This window comes from Streptomyces sp. NBC_00887, from assembly GCF_045207585.1.
Map to the genome: position 1 here is coordinate 5,017,303 of NZ_CP108788.1, position 16,772 is coordinate 5,034,074.

Below are 16,772 nucleotides of genomic sequence, written 5' to 3' on the forward strand. Positions count from 1 at the left end.
TCGATGCGCGGCCGATGACCAGTCGGCTCACTTACTACTGCGTCAGGGCTTCAAAAAACGTCACACTTGTCGGCCGAGGGCCACTCCAAGGTGGCATCCGCGCAGGTCAGCGGGTGGATGGGGCGGCGTCGACCGACGAGGACCGCGTGTCCGCGCCGTCCTGCGGCTCGTCCTGCGCGGCAGGCGTGCGGAAGGAGATCGAGGGGAGCGAGCCCTCGGTACCGTCTCCCGTGTCCTTGCCGCCGTCGGTGCCGTCCGAACCGTCCCCGCCACCGCCGCCCTCCCCGTCGAGGAGTCGGTCGCAGAAACGCTCGAGGTTGCGTTCACCCTTGGCCAGCCGGATGAGCCAGCGCTCGCTCGCGGCGCTGAGGGTGCCGTCGCGGTAGGCACGGCAGGCCCGGACGGACCTCTCGTACAGCTCACCGGCTTTCTCGGGGTCGGTGCCGTCGGAACCGCTCGGGCCACCGGAGCCGTCGGGCGTCTCCCGGCCGTACCCACCGTCCTCGGAACCGTCCTGGTCCGCGCCGCCGTCCCGGTCGCTGTCGCCCCGGTCCGTACCGCTGCCCGTTCCGCTGCCGTCCTCGCCGGTCAGCCCGTCGCCCGGGTCCGTTCCGGTGGCCGCCCCGCCGGGTGTCCCGGAGGCGTCCGGGAAGGCGGGCGAACCGGACGGCAGGGGCGAGGGCCTGCCGCCGTCGGGCAGTTCGGCCCTCAGTTCCTCCGGGGAGGCCGCCGCCGATACGGACGCGGCGGGGACCGGGGAGACCTGGCCGCCGAACGGCGCCGGGAGCACGCCGGTGCCCGCGGCGACCGCCACCCCGCCGAGCGCGCATCCGGCGAGCGAGACGGCGAGTCCGTAGCGCACGGGACGGCTCCAGCGCGGGCGCCGGGACGGGGCGGAGCGCGTGGTGCCGATCCGTACGGTGTGCAGGGCGTCCTGTTCCCCCGCGATTCCGGCTCTCACCGCACCGTCCCGCTTCCTGGTACGGGAGGTCTCGCGGAAGGCGGCCAGCGCGGTTGCCTCACCGGGCAGTTCGGCACCGGAAGGGCGCGGTGTACGCGCGGACCGCAGTGCGGCCTCCAGCCGCCGGGCCTCGTCGCGGGCGTGACCGTCGACGGGCTCGACGGATTCGCCACGGAGCAGAATCTCCGCCGCGTCCGCGTCAAGCCACTCGTACCGCTCGTCGGCCATCACATGTCCTTCTGCGTCCACGGACGCGAATGCGTCACACCGGCGGGCGCCGCCACACCGTTGCGGGCGGGGCGCTGCGCGGGCACGGCACCGAGTCCGTTACCCGCCGCCGGAATCTCGTCGTCCGGGCCATTGTCCGCGCCGACCAGCTCCGCCAGCCTCTTCAGTCCCCGGTGCGCCGCCGTGCGTACCGCACCGGGTCGCTTGCCGAGGGTCTGCGCGGCACTCTTCGCATCCAGCCCGACCACCACACGGAGCACGACGGCCTCGGCCTGGTCCTGCGGAAGCTGCGCGATGAGCGAAAGAGTACGGCCGGTGCCCAGCGACTCCAGCGCCTCGCCCGCCGTATCGGACTCGGCGGCCTTCCCGGCCAGCTCGGTCTCGTCGCCGCCGATGGCCGGCCGTCGGCCACGCATCCGGATGTGGTCCAGCGACCGGTTGCGCGCGATCCGGGCGGCCCAGCCGCGGAACCGGTCGGCATCCCCGCTGAATCGGTCGAGGTCACGCGCTATCTGCAGCCAGGACTCCGAAGCGACGTCCTCGGCGTCCGGCTCCCCCACCAGCGTCCGTATGTAGCCCAACAGGCGCGGCTGCACAGCGCGGTACACAGTACGGAAGGCGTCCTCGTCCCCGTCCTGTGCCGCGAGCACCGCGGCAGTCAGCTCCGCGTCGTCCCCCAGCACTCCCTCAACCCGCCCTGCTGATCTGAATCGCAGCTGGTCACCACTGCTGCGCCACTCTGCGCGACTCAGCACGCTACGTGGTCGGACGGTGCCACGTCCATGACTTGTACAACCCGCAACTGTCTCCTGACGCAGCGGGGTGTGACAGAAAACGCACCCACGGCGCTGAGATGAGTACGGGGCCGCTGTGCGGCCCCGTGGAAGACGACCGGGGCCTCTCCTGTGGGGGGTGGCGGCCCCGGTCGTCGTCCCCTCTCTCTTCTCTCCTGTCCGCGAGGCGCCGCGGAGTCAGACCCGGCCGCGCGCCCTGCGGGACATCACCGCACGCAGCACTCGCTGGCCCTCGGTCGACAGATCGAGCGCGCGGCGCAGGCCCGCTCCGCCGCCCACGGTTCCCGCGGTCTCCGCGAGGGTCTCCAGGATCTCGATCTGGCGGCGGATCTCACCCGTGACGAGCGGCCCGCTGCCGTCGAGGTCGCCGCCACGGCAACGCTCCAGCTGCTCGGCGCCGCCGGCGGCCGGGAAGTCGAACCCCCGGTGGATGTCCAGCGCGACGAGCGAGCAGGCGTGGGCCCACGCACGCAGGGGCTCCACGGCGAATTCGCCGGGCGCGGCAGCGAGCATCGCGCGGACACGGATCGCCGGAGTGTCTCCGGCCGCGGGCGCGTCCCCCGCCCCGTCGGCACCGCTGTCCAGCGCCGCGCGGACGGCCGCGAGCCGCGTGGCCCACTCCTCGCCGCTCCCGCAACTCGCCCAGAGCGGGCGCAACGGCTCCGGTTCATCGCCTTCGGCCGGGGGCGGCAGGCAGCGGTCCAGGCATGCGAGCCCGCTCGCCGCCAGCCCTCGCTCGTCGGCAAGAGCGATCAGCTCCAGCAGGCTCATCGGCGTCTCCCCTCGGTCAGGACACAGCGGGACGCTGTGCTCCCTGTTATCGCGTACTGCGCCAGATGGCTGAAAAGCGTCACTCGCACGACACGGGAGAACACGCTGGGACTCAGTCAGACGGGCTCTCTATGCCCAGACGGTCCAGAAAAGCGAAGAAAAGCGGCTCGGCGAACGACTCGGGATGTTCGACGCGCAGGAGTTCGAGCAGGGGTCCTTCGAGGACTCCGCGGCCTGATTCCGACGCCCACTGGACGGCCCGGGCAGCAGCGTCCTCGGGCGGCAGGAACAGGTCCTCGAGCGTGATGCCCCCCGGACCGAGATGCGCGGCCATGGGTGCCCGCCCCAGACAGGCGTACCAGGATCCGCTCTGCGGCGCCGCCGCCTCCACGACCACGCAGGCACTGTCCATGACGAACCCGAAGAGGACGGGCGCCCGTAAGGATTCGGCAAGTGCGGCCATGGAGCCTAGGGGCGGCTCGCTCGGGTGGGTCCAGACCTGCCAGCCGTCCGCCCGGTACTGCCGCAGGGTCAGCCGGTCCGCCACGTACCGCAGTGCCGGGTGGCCGGAAAGCGGCTCACCGCTGCGGCCCACCAAGTAATAGCCCCAGAAACCCACATCGTGCTCCCCCCCGCGGTCCGGGGTGCCATTCTGCCCAGCGGACGCAGCGGGGAAGCGCGAAATCGGGTCACCTCAGGACGGGACGGGACCGGTTGTGGACTGCTCCCGGAGCGGGTATGCGCCGAGGGCCGCCCGCTCCCCCTGCATCGCGGTCAGCTTGCGCACGAAGAGGATCGCGAGGACGGCCGCGACGATGTCGAGCACGTCGGAGGCGATGAGCGCAACCACGGCATCCACCACCTCCTGCGGCATCATGGCCTGCGCGTAGTGCCGATCGGCGAAGCGGCTGAAGACCGCCGACAGGACCCAGGCCGTCCACCAGAGGTTCAGCGGTGTCTGCGAGACCGTGCGCCGGCTGCCGTCCGTGTCGGTACCGACGCTCGCCGCCCAGATTCCGGCGGCGATCCGGCGCGGCAGCCAGAGGTTGCCGATGGGGACGAACCAGGCGCCGACCGCCCAGCCGGGCTTCATGCGCTGCTGACTCGCGTCGAACACCTCGGCGTTGCGCCGGACCCGGCGGAACCAGATGACGAAGACGACAGCAGTGACCAGCATGGCGAGGGTCTGCAGACTTCCGGCGAAGCCGTACAACAGGTCCGCGTGGGCCTGCGCGTCGTTGGTGACGTACACGCGGTCGGTGGAGATGACCGCGGCGTATCCACTGCGGACGTTCAGTCCGGCGACCACCGCCATGAGGTCGGTGGCGATGACGATCCCGAGCAGGACGACGACTGCCCTGGCGAGCCCGTTGGGTGAACGCAGCAGGTGCCACGTCTCCGGCGCCGGGGCCGGGGTCGCGGCCATCAGTCCGTGCGGTGATGAGGGATACAGCGCCGCACAGCGGGTGCAGCGCCCGTCGGCGGACGCGACGGGTCTCGTGCGGCATTTGGTGCACAGCATGAAGGGAACCCCCAGGATTCGTCAGGAACGCATGAGCCGCGCGCCCCTCCCCAGGGCGCGCGGCTTGCGGAACCTAACCTCCCGCGGCGTCGCTGTCCACGGAGTTGCCGATCAGTTCGACGTCTCGACCGCGTCCGCCAGCTTCTGGAACTGCGCCCAGGTCAGTGTCGGTTTGCGTGGGTCCCACAGCTTCTGGGAGACCGCGTTGAGCGGCATCCGGATGCCGTCGGCCACCTGTTGCGGGGTCTGCGCGTTCGGCAGGTCGCCCCAGACAGCGAACCGGCCACCGAGGATCTGCTTCGAGTAGCGCTCGGGCACCGGCTCGGTGCCGCGCAGGACGAACGGGGTCCACTGCTCGTAGATCCGCTGCCCCGTCGGATAGACGAAGTCGTTGGGCTGGCCGAGTACGTAGTAGAGGTACTCGTCGTTGAGGTTGATCACATCACGGCCCTCGGCCAGGTACTCCTCGGGCGGCCGGGCGCCGATCTCCTTGCCCGTCCAGTACTCGACCTCGATGCCCTTGTGGGCGGTGACGGTCCCTCCGCTGAAGAAGCCGTCGTTCCAGGCCTTCGGGATCTTGTCCGCCTTGCGGATGACAGCGGCGCGGTCGTTCAGCCAGCCCTCCGCCAGGTCCTGGATGGTGGCGTCGTCGCCGTACTTCTCCCGCGCCGCCGCGGCGAGCTGAGGGTACGAGGCCTGCGGGTTGCTCACCGTCAGCGCCTGGTACTCGTCCGCGCCGATGTGGAACCAGTCGCCGGGGAAGAGCTCGGCGTACTCGTTCAGCAGGTCGTCGACGATCTGCGCCGCTTCGGGATCGGAGATGTCGATGGCTCCCTGCCGGGCCACGCCCTGGGTGTCGCGCAGTTGCAGGTCGGGGTGCGCACGCAGGACCGCGCCCAGGTGTCCCGGGGAGTCGATCTCGCCGACGACCGTGATGTGGAGGCTCTGCGCGAGCTTCACGATCCGGCGGACCTCGGCCTTGGTGAGGTGCTGCTCGGAGACGATCTCGGGGTGCGTGTCGGACTCGATCCGGAAGGCCTGGTCGTCGGAGAAGTGGAGGCCGAGCTGGTTGAGCTTGATGTCGGCCATCTCGTGCAGCCGGTCCTCGATCCATTCGGCGCTGTAGTGCTTGCGGGCGATGTCGAGGTTGAGACCGCGCTGCGGGCGGTCCGGGGTGTCGCGCACCACGCCCTCGGGCATGGTCCCGGCGGCGTTCAGCGACTGCTTGAGCGTGCGGGTCCCGTAGAAGACGCCCGCCTGGTCGTGGCCGCTGATCGTGACGCGGTCGCCCGCAGCCTTCAGGGTGTACGACTCGGGGGCGCCCTTGGCCCCGAGTGCCAGCTCGACGTCACCGGCTCGGGCCGCGGCCTCACCCCGGTAACGGATCTTCAGCTCCTTGGCGAGCAGCTCCGCCTCGTCGGCGAGCTCCTCGTCACCGTCGGCGATGACGACCGTGCTGCTCTCGGCCGGCTTCCAGCCGGGGCCGCGGGCGGCCGTGTGTGTACGCACCGCGGGTACGGTCTCGGGCGCCGTGGAGAGCGGATAGCTCCGGCTCGGCGAGGGGGAGGCGGATGTGCGGGAAGAAGCCTGCGCGCCGCCCTGGTTCCCGGGGTCGGAGCCCTCTGGCCAGACGATGACGGTGAGGGTGACGGCGGCTGCCGCCGTGACGGCGGCTCCGGCCACCAGGGCTCCGCGTGAGGGCGACATCGGTCAGAATCCTCCGGATCGAGGGGAGAAACAGATCAAAAATGGGGAGATAGTTGGGCATTCTCCTCAGCGCTACGTCCATCAAGCGTTCCGAAACTCTCCCGTCCGGGTGAACTTCGCGCATGCCTCGGGTACCCGAAGCCCTGCCTCGCTAGCGTGGCGGCACATACGTCTCACTGTTCGCTCTCTCCCCCCACGCAACCTCGTTGCTCTCCGGCCCCTCTCCAGGGTCGAAGTCGTCGTTCAACCGAGGAGTCCCGCTGTCCAGGTCCAGCGAGTCCCACGCCGGCCTGCCGAAACCGCCGCAGCAGGCCGGGCGGACAGCCATACCTGTCCAGAGCCGCAGTACCGCCCCGGCCCCGGTGGAGGCCCCGGTTCCGGATCCAGTCTCGGCAAGTACGTGCGCGAGTGCCCACTCGAGCGGGCTCGGCCGCTTCAACACATGGCCCCGCGAGGTCGCCGAGTCCGCCCTGATGGAGTGCTGCGGCAGCCGCCGCTGGGCCGTTCGCATGGCTGCCCACCGGCCCTACCCGGACCTCGGGGCGGCTCTCGCCGCGTCCGACGAGGCGGGCTACGACCTCGCTCCCGCCGACCTCGCCGAGGCGCTCGCAGCCGAGAGCGCCCCCTGCCTGCACCACGCCGCGCCCCGCGCCGCCCATCTGGCGCTACGGGCGGCCCATGCCGCGTACGAGAGCCGCTTCGGCCATGCGTTCGTGATCTGCCTGGACGGGTGGCTGCCCTCGCAGCACGTGGACCAGGTGCTGACCGCGATCCGCACCCGGCTGGCGCACGACCCCGACGAGGAGCGGTCCCTCACTGCGGAGGAGATGCGGCGACTCGCCCGGGGCCGCATCATCGAGCTGGTGACGGACGCGGGGCGGGCACGGAGCCCGTTCTGAAAGGTGGCATATGGACTGCGGTAGCCCGTCCGTGCCTGTTTGATTGCCACTTTGATCACACCAGAGGCCCCGCCGCCATGGAACCGACAAAGCGTCGCTACGATGGCCAGGGCCGGTGGACCGTACCCGGCCGGGTCAGACCGACAGTCAAGCCGGCCGACCCCAATCCCCGCTCCCGGAGGGTTCTTCCGTGCCGGCTGGAACGCTGTACCGCGGCCGGGAAGGCATGTGGTCCTGGGTGGCTCATCGAGTCACCGGTGTCCTCATTTTCTTCTTCCTGTTCGTACACGTCCTGGACACCGCTCTCGTGCGTGTCTCCCCCGAGGCGTACGACGAAGTCGTGGCCACATACAAGACACCACTCGTCGCGCTTCTCGAGTACGGCCTGGTGGCCGCGATTCTCTTCCACGCGCTGAACGGTCTTCGTATCGTCGCCGTGGACTTCTGGTCCAAGGGCCCCCGCGTTCAGAAGCAGATGCTCTGGGCCGTACTGGGTATCTGGGTCGTGCTGATGGTCGGGGCCCTGTACCCCGTCCTCGGTCACGCCGTACGCGAAGTCTTCGGGAGCTGAGGCCAATGTCCACCGAGACTTCTTCTTCCTCCTCGATCGGTGACGTCGAGGCGGTAAGCCTGTACGACGTCGACAACCCCGCTCCGGTGATCGAGCCCCCGCGCAAGCGCACGGGCAAGACCCCCAAGAGCTCACGTACCAACTTCGAGATGTACGCCTGGCTCTTCATGCGCCTGTCGGGCATCGTGCTGGTCGTTCTCGTCATCGGCCACCTGCTGATCCAGCTGGTGCTGGACGGCGGCGTCTCCAAGATCGGCTTCGCCTTCGTGGCGGGCCGCTGGGCCTCGCCGTTCTGGCAGGTCTGGGACCTCGCGATGCTGTGGCTCGCCATGCTCCACGGCGCCAACGGCCTCCGTACGGTCATCAACGACTACGCCGAACGGGACAACACCCGCTTCTGGCTGAAGATGCTCCTGTACACCGCCACGGTGTTCACCGTCCTGCTGGGCACGCTGGTGATCTTCACCTTCGACCCGAACATCCGCTAGGCGCCGGGACAGAGGGACCAGAGGAAACCATGCAGATCCACAAGTACGACACCGTCATCGTCGGCGCCGGCGGCGCCGGCATGCGCGCGGCCATCGAGTCGACCAAGCGCAGCCGTACCGCCGTGCTGACGAAGCTCTACCCCACCCGCTCCCACACGGGCGCGGCGCAGGGCGGCATGGCCGCCGCGCTCGCCAACGTGGAAGAGGACAACTGGGAGTGGCACACCTTCGACACGATCAAGGGCGGCGACTACCTGGTCGACCAGGACGCCGCCGAGATCCTGGCGAAGGAGGCCATCGACTCCGTTCTCGACCTGGAGAAGATGGGCCTGCCCTTCAACCGTACGCCCGAGGGCAAGATCGACCAGCGACGCTTCGGCGGCCACAGCCGTAACCACGGCGAGGCCCCCGTCCGCCGGTCCTGCTACGCCTCGGACCGCACCGGTCACATGATCCTCCAGACGCTGTACCAGAACTGCGTCAAGGAGGGCGTGGAGTTCTTCAACGAGTTCTACGTCCTGGACCTCCTGCTCCAGGAGGTCGACGGCGTCAAGAAGTCCGCCGGCGTCGTCGCGTACGAGCTGGCCACCGGTGAGATCCACGTCTTCCAGGCGAAGTCGGTCATCTTCGCCTCCGGCGGCACCGGCAAGTTCTTCAAGGTGACCTCCAACGCCCACACCCTGACCGGTGACGGCCAGGCCGCCGCGTACCGCCGCGGTCTGCCGCTGGAGGACATGGAGTTCTTCCAGTTCCACCCGACGGGCATCTGGCGCATGGGCATCCTGCTGACGGAGGGCGCCCGTGGTGAGGGCGGCATCCTCCGCAACAAGGACGGCGAGCGCTTCATGGAGAAGTACGCGCCCGTCATGAAGGACCTCGCGTCCCGTGACGTCGTGTCCCGCTCCATCTACACGGAGATCCGCGAGGGCCGCGGCTGCGGACCCGAGGGAGACCACGTCTACCTCGACCTCACGCACCTCCCGCCGGAGCAGCTGGACGCCAAGCTCCCCGACATCACCGAGTTCGCGCGCACGTACCTCGGCATCGAGCCCTACACGGACCCGATCCCGATCCAGCCGACCGCGCACTACGCCATGGGCGGCATCCCGACCAACGTCGAGGGCGAGGTGCTCGCCGACAACACGACCGTCGTCCCGGGCCTGTACGCCGCCGGCGAGGTCGCCTGTGTCTCCGTGCACGGCGCCAACCGCCTCGGTACCAACTCGCTCCTCGACATCAACGTCTTCGGTCGCCGGTCGGGCATCGCCGCCGCCGAGTACTCCGCGAAGAACGACTTCGTCGAGCTTCCCGAGAACCCGGCGCAGCAGGTCATCGACCAGGTCGAGCGGCTGCGCAACTCGACGGGCACCGAGCGCGTCGCCGCGCTCCGCCTGGAGCTGCAGGAGTGCATGGACGCCAACGTGATGGTGTTCCGCACCGAGCAGACGATCAAGACGGCGGTCGACAAGATCGCCGAGCTGCGCAAGCGCTACCTCAGCGTGTCCATCCAGGACAAGGGCAAGCGGTTCAACACCGACCTGCTGGAAGCCGTCGAGCTGGGCAACCTGCTCGACCTGGCCGAGGTCATGGCGACCTCCGCGCTGGCCCGCAAGGAGTCCCGCGGCGGTCACTACCGCGAGGACTACCCGAACCGCGACGACGTCAACTTCATGCGCCACACCATGGCGTACCGCGAGGTCACCGCCGACGGCACCGAGTCGATCAGGCTCGACTACAAGCCGGTCGTCACGACCCGCTACCAGCCGATGGAGCGTAAGTACTGATGGCTACCCCCACCCTGGAGAAGTCGGACAAGGCTCCCGAGCCCGAGGCCGGCTTCGCCGACACCCCGTACATCACGGCCACGTTCCGGATCCGCCGCTTCAACCCGGAGGTCTCCGACGAGGCGCAGTGGCAGGACTTCCAGATCCTGATCGACCCGAAGGAGCGTGTCCTCGACGCCCTTCACAAGATCAAGTGGGAGCTGGACGGCACACTGACCTTCCGGCGCTCCTGCGCGCACGGTATCTGCGGCTCCGACGCGATGCGGATCAACGGCAAGAACAGGCTCGCCTGCAAGACGCTGATCAAGGACATCAACCCGGACAAGCCGATCACGGTCGAGGCCATCAAGGGCCTCACGGTCCTCAAGGACCTCGTGGTCGACATGGACCCGTTCTTCCAGGCCTACCGCGATGTCATGCCCTTCCTCATCACCAAGGGGAACGAGCCGACCCGTGAGCGTCTGCAGTCCTCCGAGGACCGCGAGCGCTTCGACGACACCACCAAGTGCATCCTGTGCGCCGCGTGCACGTCCTCTTGCCCGGTGTTCTGGAACGACGGCCAGTACTTCGGCCCGGCGGCCATCGTCAACGCGCACCGCTTCATCTTCGACTCGCGTGACGAGGGCGGCGAGCAGCGCCTGGAGATCCTCAACGACCGTGATGGTGTGTGGCGTTGCCGCACGACGTTCAACTGCACGGACGCCTGCCCGCGTGGCATCGAGGTCACCAAGGCGATCCAGGAAGTGAAGCGCGCGCTGATCACGCGTCGCTTCTGACCCAAGAGCCGCTCCGGCTCCGCAGGTTGTACCGAGAGGCCCCGTTTCACGCACGGACTGTGCGGGAAGCGGGGCCTCTTGGTGCGTCGCGGGGGCATGGACGGTACGGTCATGCGGAGTCGGTGACCGGCTCGCCACTCCCGGCGCAGCACAGCACGGGAGAAGAAGTCTTGATGGAGAACGGGGAACGTCGTGAGCGATCCGAATCCGTACGCGGACGACTCATACAAGTGGGGCCCGCCCCAGCAGCCGGGCAACCCGCCCACGATGCCGGACGGACAGGGCTACGGCTACCCGGCGGCGCCGGGCGCCACTCCGGCGTACGGCTATCCGCAGCCGCTGCCCGAGTCGGCGGCACAGCCCGGTCCGGGGTACGGCTATCCGGCCGCCGGTCAGCCCACCCAGCCCGGCTTCAACCTGCCGGTGCAGCACGGGATGCAGCCCGGGGGCGGCGGGGTTCCGATGCTGTCGTTCGGTGACATCACCGTCATGAACGACTCGATCGTGACGCCGTCCGGCACGATGCCACTCAAGGGCGCCGTGTGGACGGCGACCGACATGTCGCGCACGGAGGAGAAGATTCCGACCGTGGCGATCGTGCTGGCGATCATCTTCGCGCTGCTGTGCCTGATCGGTCTGCTCTTCCTTCTGATGAAGGAGAAGAAGACGACCGGCTTCGTCCAGGTCACGGTCACCAGCGGGGGCCGGCACCACTCGACGATGATTCCGGCGACGGGTCCGCAGACCTTCCAGATGGTGATGGCCCAGGTCAACACCGCTCGTTCGATGAGCGCCTGACCCAGGTCACCGGACGCGGGACGGCTGCTCCGTCCTGACGGCGGCCGACCGGTTCCCGGCATCCGGCCGGCCTGGGGGCCGGCCTGTGGACCGCACTGTGGACCGCACTGTGGACCGGCCTGTGGACCGCACTGTGGGCAGGCCGTCCGTGCGGCCCCGGCGGCCGTTGCACATTGAGCCCCCGCCCGCCGTCCCCTGCGCAGGCCCGCCGGAGGCTCCTGCGACGCACCCAGGGCCGCGTGAGGGCCCTCCCTCCCCGCCCCGGGGGCGGCTGCGGCCTCCGCCCTGCGCACCCCGGGATCGGCAGCCCGGTTCCAGGCGTGGCCCGCCGGGATCGGCCCGGGCGCGCCCTTCTCACCTCGTAACGCAGCGCCCGCCGACAGCGGGTGGCACGCCATGCCCGAGGCCCTGAGTTCCTGAATCCCTGATTGCCCCTCACCCTTCCCTGCCCGTCGGGCAGACCGAGCTCCGGCATGCCCTCAGGAAGCCACTTGAACATGTTCAAAGACAGGTCTACAGTCACTGTCATCAGCTTTTTGAACGCGTTCAAGGGAGGGTGGGGCATGGACCTCACTGTGCTCGCGTACGTCATCTACCTACTCATCAGCGTGGCGCTCACCATCTGGGTCGCCCGCACGCTCAGCCGCAACGGCAAGGTCTTCCTCGCCGATGTGCTCCAGGGGAACGAGAAGCTCGCCGAGGCCGTGAACCACCTGCTGGTGGTCGGCTTCTACCTCGTCAACCTGGGCTTCGTGACCCTCTACCTGAAGAACGCCGACGGGGTCACCGACGCCCGCCAGCTCTTCGAGGCCCTGTCGGTGAAGGTCGGCGTCGTCCTGCTGGTCCTGGGCGTGATGCACCTCGGGAACGTGTACGTACTGAACAAGATCCGCCGCCGCGGCCTGATGGAGCGGGAGCAGGCCCCGCCCGTGCCGCCGCAGGGCTGGGCGGGCCCGGGCGGCCAGGGGCCGTGGGCCGCACCCGCCGCCGGGAAGTGAGCGGGGCCGTGACGCACATCCCGGTCACGCCCGCCCCGGCCGAACGGACCCGGTTCGCGGAGAACCCGGCCATGTCCGTCCCGGTGACCCGGCTCACGGTGCTCTACGACGACCGGTGCTCGCTCTGCCTCCATCTGCGGCACTGGCTGCGGAGCCGGCGCCAGCTCGTTCCGCTCGATCTCGTCCCGGCGGGTTCGCCGGAGGCGCGGCGCCGCTTCCCCGGGCTCGACCACGCGGGCACGCTCGACGAGATCACGGTCATCGGTGACCGGGGACAGATCTACCGCTCCACCGACGCCTGGATCGTCTGCCTCTGGGCCCTGGCCGAACACCGGCCGAAGGCCCACTGGCTGGCCACGCCCATGGGCCGCCCGTTCGCCCGTGCGACCGTGCTCGCCGCGGCGAAGTACCGGTCCGTCACTGCGCAGCCGTGCGGCGAGGGCGACGGACGCTGCGCAGTGCCGGATCCGGCGGACGGATCTCCCGGTTAGCCTTGGGACCGTGGTGAAGGAAGCGAAGAACGTGGCTGACGCGAACGCGGCGAAGCCGGCCGGAGAGGGCAAGGCCGCCAAGGCGGTCAAGGCCCAGAAGAGTGAGCAGACCCGCACTCTGATTCTCGAGACCGCACTCAAGCTCTTCGAGGAGCGCGGTTACGACAAGACGACGATGCGGGCCATCGCCCAGGAGGCCGGCGTCTCCGTCGGGAACGCCTATTACTACTTCTCCTCCAAGGAACACCTGGTCCAGGGTTTCTACGACCGGATCGCCGCCGAGCACGAGGCTGCGGTCCGGCCGATCCTCGCGGGGGACCCGGATCTCACCGTACGCATCAGGGGCGTCCTGCTCTGCTGGCTGGACGTGGCGGAGCAGTACCACCGCTTCGCCGCCCAGTTCTTCAAGAACGCCGCCGACCCCGACAGTCCGCTGTCCCCGTTCTCGGAGGAGTCCGTCGCCGCACGCGAGGCTGCCATCTCCGTGCACGAGCGGTGCCTCGCCGGGTCCAGTACCAAGCACGACCCGGAACTCGCCGAACTGCTTCCGCAGCTGATGTGGCTGATGCAGATGGGGCTGGTGCTGTTCTGGGTCTACGACCGGACCGAGGGCACCGAGCGCAGCCGCCGGCTCGTGGAGCGCACCGCGCCGATCGCCGCACGGGCGATCGCACTTTCCCGTTTCCGGGTGCTGCGGCCTCTCGTGCGGCAACTCCATGACGTACTGGTGGAGTTCATGCCGGGCGCGGCGGCCCGCCCGGCACCGGACGTCAAGTCCGGCTGAGCTCCTACGGGATGTCCGTCGGAGTCACGGCTCAGGGGGTGTTGCTCGGGGGCACTGCGTACGGGCTGACCCGCCACTGCGCCGTCGTCCCGCGGTCACAGGTCCGCGAGTACGTTCTCCAGCGCGGTGAGGACGTAGGAACGCCAGCCTCCGCCCATGATCCGGTGCGCCATCCGCTGGGCCGGGTCGTCCGGGTCGAACCCCGCGTGCACAAGGAAGAGACGTGTGCCGCGTCCTTCCGGCTCCAGGGTCCAGGTGATCGTCCGGTCGGCGGTGTTCCCGTGACTCTCGACGGCGTCCTGCCAGCGGATGCTCAGCATGCGCTCGTCGTCGTAGGCGAGGACATCGGCCTGGATGGTGCCGGAGAAATCGGTGTTGGGGCGGGGCACGGCGGTCATCGTGTAGCGGTGACCGACCTCCAGGCGGAAGTCTCCCGGCATCATCCACTCGGCGATCAGCTCGGGCTCGGTCAGCGCGCGCCAGACCTTCGCCGGCGGGTGGGCCAGGAAGCGATCGACCCTGATCGTGGTGAGGTCGCCCTCATCGGGCTCGTCGTGCGACTGAGGCATCGTCATGCCCCGTCGTCCGGCATGCGGTCGAGCAGATCTCCGAGACCCTTCAGCTTCTCGCGCCAGAACCGCTCGTACGGGTGGAGCCAGTCCTGCACCTCGACGAGCGGGGCGGCCTCCAAGCGGTAGACGCGCTGCCTGCCCTGGCGCTCCTCGGAGACGAGACCGGCCTCTCGGAGCACCTTGAGGTGCTCCGAGAGGCTGGGACGGCGCATGTCGAAGTGGTCCGCGAGAACCTGGACCGACTGAGGGCCCTGGTCGCGCAGCAGGCGCAGCACCTCGCGCCGCGTCGCGTTCGCGAGGGCGGCGAAGAGCTGGTCCTGGCCCTGGTCCTGGGCGCTCCGGGTGACCACGCGGTCAGAAGCCTTCCTTCTCCGTGAGCAGCATCAGGCTGTTGCCGTCGGGGTCCTGGAAGCCGGCCATACGCCCCCAGGGGAGGTCGGTCGGGCCGTCCACGACGACTCCGGCCTCGGCAAGCCTGGCGCAGTCCGTGTCCACGTCTGTCGTAACGAACATGATCCCCCGCGCGGTTCCCGGCGTGAAGTCACCCATGCCGGGGCCGGAGAGGGTGAGCACGGTCTGCGCACCCTTCGGGGCGACCTGCAGCCAACGGCCGGGGGTCATCTGCAGGTCCGCCGTGACCTCGAAGCCGAGTACGTCCGTGGAGAAGCGGAGGGCCGCGTCCTGGTCGGAGACGGGGACCGTGAGGAAGGAGGCATGGGTGATGTTCATGCCGTCAACGATAGGTAGGAACTTTCCTACGCGCCAAGCGTAGGGAATTTCCTACCAGTGGGGCGGGTGCTCAGCGGGGGCGTCGGCCCTCGGTGCGTCGCTCTGCGCGCCGGTCAGGCCTGCTTGGAAGCGAGCTCCACCACGGTGATGTCGGAGGCGGCCCCGACGCGTACCGGAGGGCCCCAGGCGCCCGCACCGCGCGTGACGTAGAGCTGGGTGTCGCCGTAGCGCTCCAGCCCCGCGACGGTGGGATTGGCCAGTTCGGCAAGGAGATTGCCGGGCCAGAGCTGACCACCGTGGGTGTGGCCGGAGAGCTGGAGGTCGACGCCGTGCTCGACGGCGTCGTGGATGACGACGGGCTGGTGTGCGAGCAGGACGGAGGCGCGTCCGCGGTCGCGGTCACCGAGCGCCGCGACGAAGTCTGGTCCCTGGCCCTCGCTTTCGCCCGCGACGTCGTTGACGCCGGCGAGGTCGAAGCCGCCGATCTCGACCCGGGCGTTCTCGAGCGGGTGCAGGCCCAGCTCACGTACGTGGTCGACCCACTCGGCAGCACCGGAGAAGTACTCGTGGTTGCCGGTGACGAAGTAGCTGCCGTGCCGCGCCTCGAGCCCGGCCAGCGGCTCGGCGGCGCGACCCAGGTCGGCGACCGAACCGTCGACGAGGTCGCCGACGACCGCGACCAGATCGGGCCGGGTGGCGTTGATGGAGTCGACGATGCGCTGGGTGTGCGCCCGGCCGAGGATGGGACCGAGATGGATGTCGCTGACGACGGCGATCCGGAAGCCGTGGGCGGAGCGCGGCAGCTTGGCCAGAGGCACGGTGATCCGCTTGACCCGGGGGCCGCGCAGGACGCCGTACGTGCCGTAACCGACGGTGCCCAGCCCGGCGAGGGCGGCGGCGCCACCGACGGCGCGGGCGACGAACAGGCGTCGCGAGGGGTCGGCGCCGGACGGGACGGCTGGAGCCTCGGTTTCGGTGCGGGGCTCGGTTTCGGTGCGGGTTCCGGAAGCGGGAGCGCAGGCGGCTTCGGTGCCGGCGGCCGTGCCCGGCTCGGCATCGTCCGTGACCGCCGTGACCGCCGTGGCTGTCGTGGCCGCCGTGGCTGTCGTCGTGGCAGCGGGCGTGTCGGCCCCCGCAGCCGCGCTCCTGGCGGCCCGGCGGGCGAGCACCCGGCGCAGGACCGGACGCACGGCCTCGCCCACCAGCAGAGCCAGCGTCAGATACAGCAGCGCGGCCAGCCACAGATAGCCCGGCCAGGCCAGCACCTGCTGCACCCGGAAGGGGACACCCGCACGGCTCGAGACCAGAGCGCCGACGCTCAGCATCGGCAGCACGAACAGCGCGACCGTGCCGACGCGGCGCGCCACACCGCCCTTCGCCGTCGTGTCACCGACGAGCCGGCGCCACACATAACGGTGCACGCCCACGAGCAGCGCGAGGACCGCTACGGCCACCCCTGCGAAGACCACAACCACTTACGCTCCCCCGCCCACCTGTGTGCCTGCTCCCGCCCGTGCCCGGACCTTCGCCTTTGCCCTGCTTGTCATGTGCGTTCGCGGCGCGAAGCCCTGACCCCACGGAACCCGATGACTCCGACGGCCGTCCCCAGAAGAAACGACGTGATGGTGAGCAGGAGATGGACCCAGAAGTACGCAGTCGGGTCACCCGCGTCATCGAACGCCAGTCCGCTGCCGTCCTTCCACAAGTTCTTGGCGAAAGTGATCCAGATGAACCAGCTCCACACCCCGAACGCGAGCAGGAACCAGGAGACGGGGCGGCTGAGCTTCATGGATTCAGTATCGCCGCCGCCCTCAGGCCCGGTCGCCCGGGGTGGGCTGTCTCGGCGGTATGCACGGCGGGTCAGACCATCCGGGTCCCCATCCTCAGCTTCGCCATGTA

General features: G+C 69.7%; 20 protein-coding genes. 9 read left to right on the forward strand and 11 right to left on the reverse strand.

The features are described from left to right. Positions 1 to 106: 106 nt before the first annotated feature. From OG844_RS22735 to OG844_RS22760, 6 genes are all read right to left on the reverse strand, one after another. Complete coding sequence (locus OG844_RS22735) at positions 107 to 1,189, reverse strand: hypothetical protein (protein WP_406392678.1); 1,083 nt, start codon at positions 1,187 to 1,189, stop codon at positions 107 to 109. Continuing rightward, a complete protein-coding gene (locus OG844_RS22740) occupies positions 1,189 to 1,872 on the reverse strand; it encodes an RNA polymerase sigma factor (protein ID WP_406392680.1) in 684 nt (227 codons plus the stop codon). The genes OG844_RS22735 and OG844_RS22740 overlap by 1 nt, the downstream gene beginning before the upstream one ends. A 288-nt stretch (positions 1,873 to 2,160) precedes the next feature. After that, positions 2,161 to 2,754, reverse strand: coding sequence for a hypothetical protein (locus tag OG844_RS22745; RefSeq protein WP_406392681.1), 594 nt, complete (start codon positions 2,752 to 2,754; stop codon positions 2,161 to 2,163). Positions 2,755 to 2,866: 112 nt separating this feature from the next. Continuing rightward, a complete protein-coding gene (locus OG844_RS22750; RefSeq protein WP_406392682.1) occupies positions 2,867 to 3,373 on the reverse strand; it encodes a hypothetical protein in 507 nt (168 codons plus the stop codon). A gap of 75 nt (positions 3,374 to 3,448) precedes the next feature. Continuing rightward, complete coding sequence (locus OG844_RS22755; protein WP_406392684.1) at positions 3,449 to 4,180, reverse strand: DUF4328 domain-containing protein; 732 nt, start codon at positions 4,178 to 4,180, stop codon at positions 3,449 to 3,451. 207 nt (positions 4,181 to 4,387) lie between these two features. Further along, a complete protein-coding gene (locus OG844_RS22760) occupies positions 4,388 to 5,983 on the reverse strand; it encodes a beta-N-acetylhexosaminidase (protein ID WP_406392685.1) in 1,596 nt (531 codons plus the stop codon). Positions 5,984 to 6,345: 362 nt separating this feature from the next. Here OG844_RS22760 and OG844_RS22765 point away from each other — a divergent pair, with 362 nt between their 5' ends. The 9 genes from OG844_RS22765 to OG844_RS22805 all read left to right on the forward strand — a co-directional run bounded on the left by OG844_RS22765 (position 6,346) and on the right by OG844_RS22805 (position 13,572). Beyond that, positions 6,346 to 6,882: a 2-oxo-4-hydroxy-4-carboxy-5-ureidoimidazoline decarboxylase gene (locus OG844_RS22765; protein ID WP_406392687.1), complete on the forward strand. Its 537-nt coding sequence runs from the start codon at positions 6,346 to 6,348 to the stop codon at positions 6,880 to 6,882. Positions 6,883 to 7,072: 190 nt separating this feature from the next. Then, positions 7,073 to 7,453, forward strand: a complete 381-nt coding sequence (gene sdhC, locus OG844_RS22770; protein WP_406392689.1) for a succinate dehydrogenase, cytochrome b556 subunit — start codon at positions 7,073 to 7,075, stop codon at positions 7,451 to 7,453. A gap of 5 nt (positions 7,454 to 7,458) precedes the next feature. Next, on the forward strand, positions 7,459 to 7,941 hold the full coding sequence (locus tag OG844_RS22775) for a succinate dehydrogenase hydrophobic membrane anchor subunit (RefSeq protein WP_406392691.1): 483 nt from the start codon (positions 7,459 to 7,461) through the stop codon (positions 7,939 to 7,941). Positions 7,942 to 7,970: 29 nt separating this feature from the next. Continuing rightward, positions 7,971 to 9,725 (forward strand): succinate dehydrogenase flavoprotein subunit, encoded by a 1,755-nt coding sequence (gene sdhA, locus OG844_RS22780; protein ID WP_351169903.1) that lies wholly within the window; start codon positions 7,971 to 7,973, stop codon positions 9,723 to 9,725. Continuing rightward, positions 9,725 to 10,501 (forward strand): succinate dehydrogenase iron-sulfur subunit, encoded by a 777-nt coding sequence (locus OG844_RS22785; protein WP_329208115.1) that lies wholly within the window; start codon positions 9,725 to 9,727, stop codon positions 10,499 to 10,501. Before sdhA ends, OG844_RS22785 begins: the two co-directional genes overlap by 1 nt. 192 nt (positions 10,502 to 10,693) lie before the next feature. Then, positions 10,694 to 11,299 (forward strand): hypothetical protein, encoded by a 606-nt coding sequence (locus tag OG844_RS22790; protein WP_406392693.1) that lies wholly within the window; start codon positions 10,694 to 10,696, stop codon positions 11,297 to 11,299. A 563-nt stretch (positions 11,300 to 11,862) separates the two neighbouring features. After that, complete coding sequence (locus tag OG844_RS22795) at positions 11,863 to 12,297, forward strand: hypothetical protein (RefSeq protein WP_406392694.1); 435 nt, start codon at positions 11,863 to 11,865, stop codon at positions 12,295 to 12,297. Between the two features lie 71 nt (positions 12,298 to 12,368). Then, positions 12,369 to 12,788, forward strand: coding sequence for a thiol-disulfide oxidoreductase DCC family protein (locus OG844_RS22800; RefSeq protein ID WP_406396221.1), 420 nt, complete (start codon positions 12,369 to 12,371; stop codon positions 12,786 to 12,788). 10 nt (positions 12,789 to 12,798) lie between these two features. Further along, positions 12,799 to 13,572: a TetR family transcriptional regulator gene (locus OG844_RS22805; RefSeq protein ID WP_406392696.1), complete on the forward strand. Its 774-nt coding sequence runs from the start codon at positions 12,799 to 12,801 to the stop codon at positions 13,570 to 13,572. A gap of 95 nt (positions 13,573 to 13,667) precedes the next feature. Here OG844_RS22805 and OG844_RS22810 read toward each other — a convergent pair whose 3' ends face one another. From OG844_RS22810 to OG844_RS22830, 5 genes are all read right to left on the reverse strand, one after another. Continuing rightward, a complete protein-coding gene (locus OG844_RS22810; protein ID WP_406392697.1) occupies positions 13,668 to 14,147 on the reverse strand; it encodes an SRPBCC domain-containing protein in 480 nt (159 codons plus the stop codon). Continuing rightward, complete coding sequence (locus OG844_RS22815) at positions 14,144 to 14,494, reverse strand: ArsR/SmtB family transcription factor (RefSeq protein WP_406392699.1); 351 nt, start codon at positions 14,492 to 14,494, stop codon at positions 14,144 to 14,146. The genes OG844_RS22810 and OG844_RS22815 overlap by 4 nt, the downstream gene beginning before the upstream one ends. A 4-nt stretch (positions 14,495 to 14,498) precedes the next feature. Then, positions 14,499 to 14,873, reverse strand: coding sequence for a VOC family protein (locus OG844_RS22820; protein WP_406392700.1), 375 nt, complete (start codon positions 14,871 to 14,873; stop codon positions 14,499 to 14,501). A gap of 113 nt (positions 14,874 to 14,986) precedes the next feature. Beyond that, positions 14,987 to 16,342, reverse strand: a complete 1,356-nt coding sequence (locus OG844_RS22825; RefSeq protein ID WP_406396223.1) for a metallophosphoesterase — start codon at positions 16,340 to 16,342, stop codon at positions 14,987 to 14,989. Between the two features lie 74 nt (positions 16,343 to 16,416). Further along, the gene (locus tag OG844_RS22830) at positions 16,417 to 16,662 is read right to left on the reverse strand and encodes an SCO4848 family membrane protein (RefSeq protein ID WP_406392701.1); all 246 of its coding nucleotides are present in this window, start codon (positions 16,660 to 16,662) and stop codon (positions 16,417 to 16,419) included. Between the last annotated feature and the right edge of the window lie 110 nt (positions 16,663 to 16,772).

What these genes read in the sequence shown, in the direction of transcription:
- OG844_RS22760 (WP_406392685.1), bottom strand. Translation starts at nt 5,983, where the DNA reads ATGTCGCCCTCACGCGGAGCCCTGGTGGCCGGAGCCGCCGTCACGGCG.
- OG844_RS22735 (WP_406392678.1), bottom strand. Translation starts at nt 1,189, where the DNA reads ATGGCCGACGAGCGGTACGAGTGGCTTGACGCGGACGCGGCGGAGATT.
- OG844_RS22795 (WP_406392694.1), top strand. Translation starts at nt 11,863, where the DNA reads ATGGACCTCACTGTGCTCGCGTACGTCATCTACCTACTCATCAGCGTG.
- OG844_RS22810 (WP_406392697.1), bottom strand. Translation starts at nt 14,147, where the DNA reads ATGACGATGCCTCAGTCGCACGACGAGCCCGATGAGGGCGACCTCACC.
- OG844_RS22785 (WP_329208115.1), top strand. Translation starts at nt 9,725, where the DNA reads ATGGCTACCCCCACCCTGGAGAAGTCGGACAAGGCTCCCGAGCCCGAG.
- OG844_RS22775 (WP_406392691.1), top strand. Translation starts at nt 7,459, where the DNA reads ATGTCCACCGAGACTTCTTCTTCCTCCTCGATCGGTGACGTCGAGGCG.
- OG844_RS22745 (WP_406392681.1), bottom strand. Translation starts at nt 2,754, where the DNA reads ATGAGCCTGCTGGAGCTGATCGCTCTTGCCGACGAGCGAGGGCTGGCG.
- OG844_RS22830 (WP_406392701.1), bottom strand. Translation starts at nt 16,662, where the DNA reads ATGAAGCTCAGCCGCCCCGTCTCCTGGTTCCTGCTCGCGTTCGGGGTG.
- OG844_RS22800 (WP_406396221.1), top strand. Translation starts at nt 12,369, where the DNA reads ATGTCCGTCCCGGTGACCCGGCTCACGGTGCTCTACGACGACCGGTGC.
- OG844_RS22755 (WP_406392684.1), bottom strand. Translation starts at nt 4,180, where the DNA reads ATGGCCGCGACCCCGGCCCCGGCGCCGGAGACGTGGCACCTGCTGCGT.
- sdhA (WP_351169903.1), top strand. Translation starts at nt 7,971, where the DNA reads ATGCAGATCCACAAGTACGACACCGTCATCGTCGGCGCCGGCGGCGCC.
- OG844_RS22820 (WP_406392700.1), bottom strand. Translation starts at nt 14,873, where the DNA reads ATGAACATCACCCATGCCTCCTTCCTCACGGTCCCCGTCTCCGACCAG.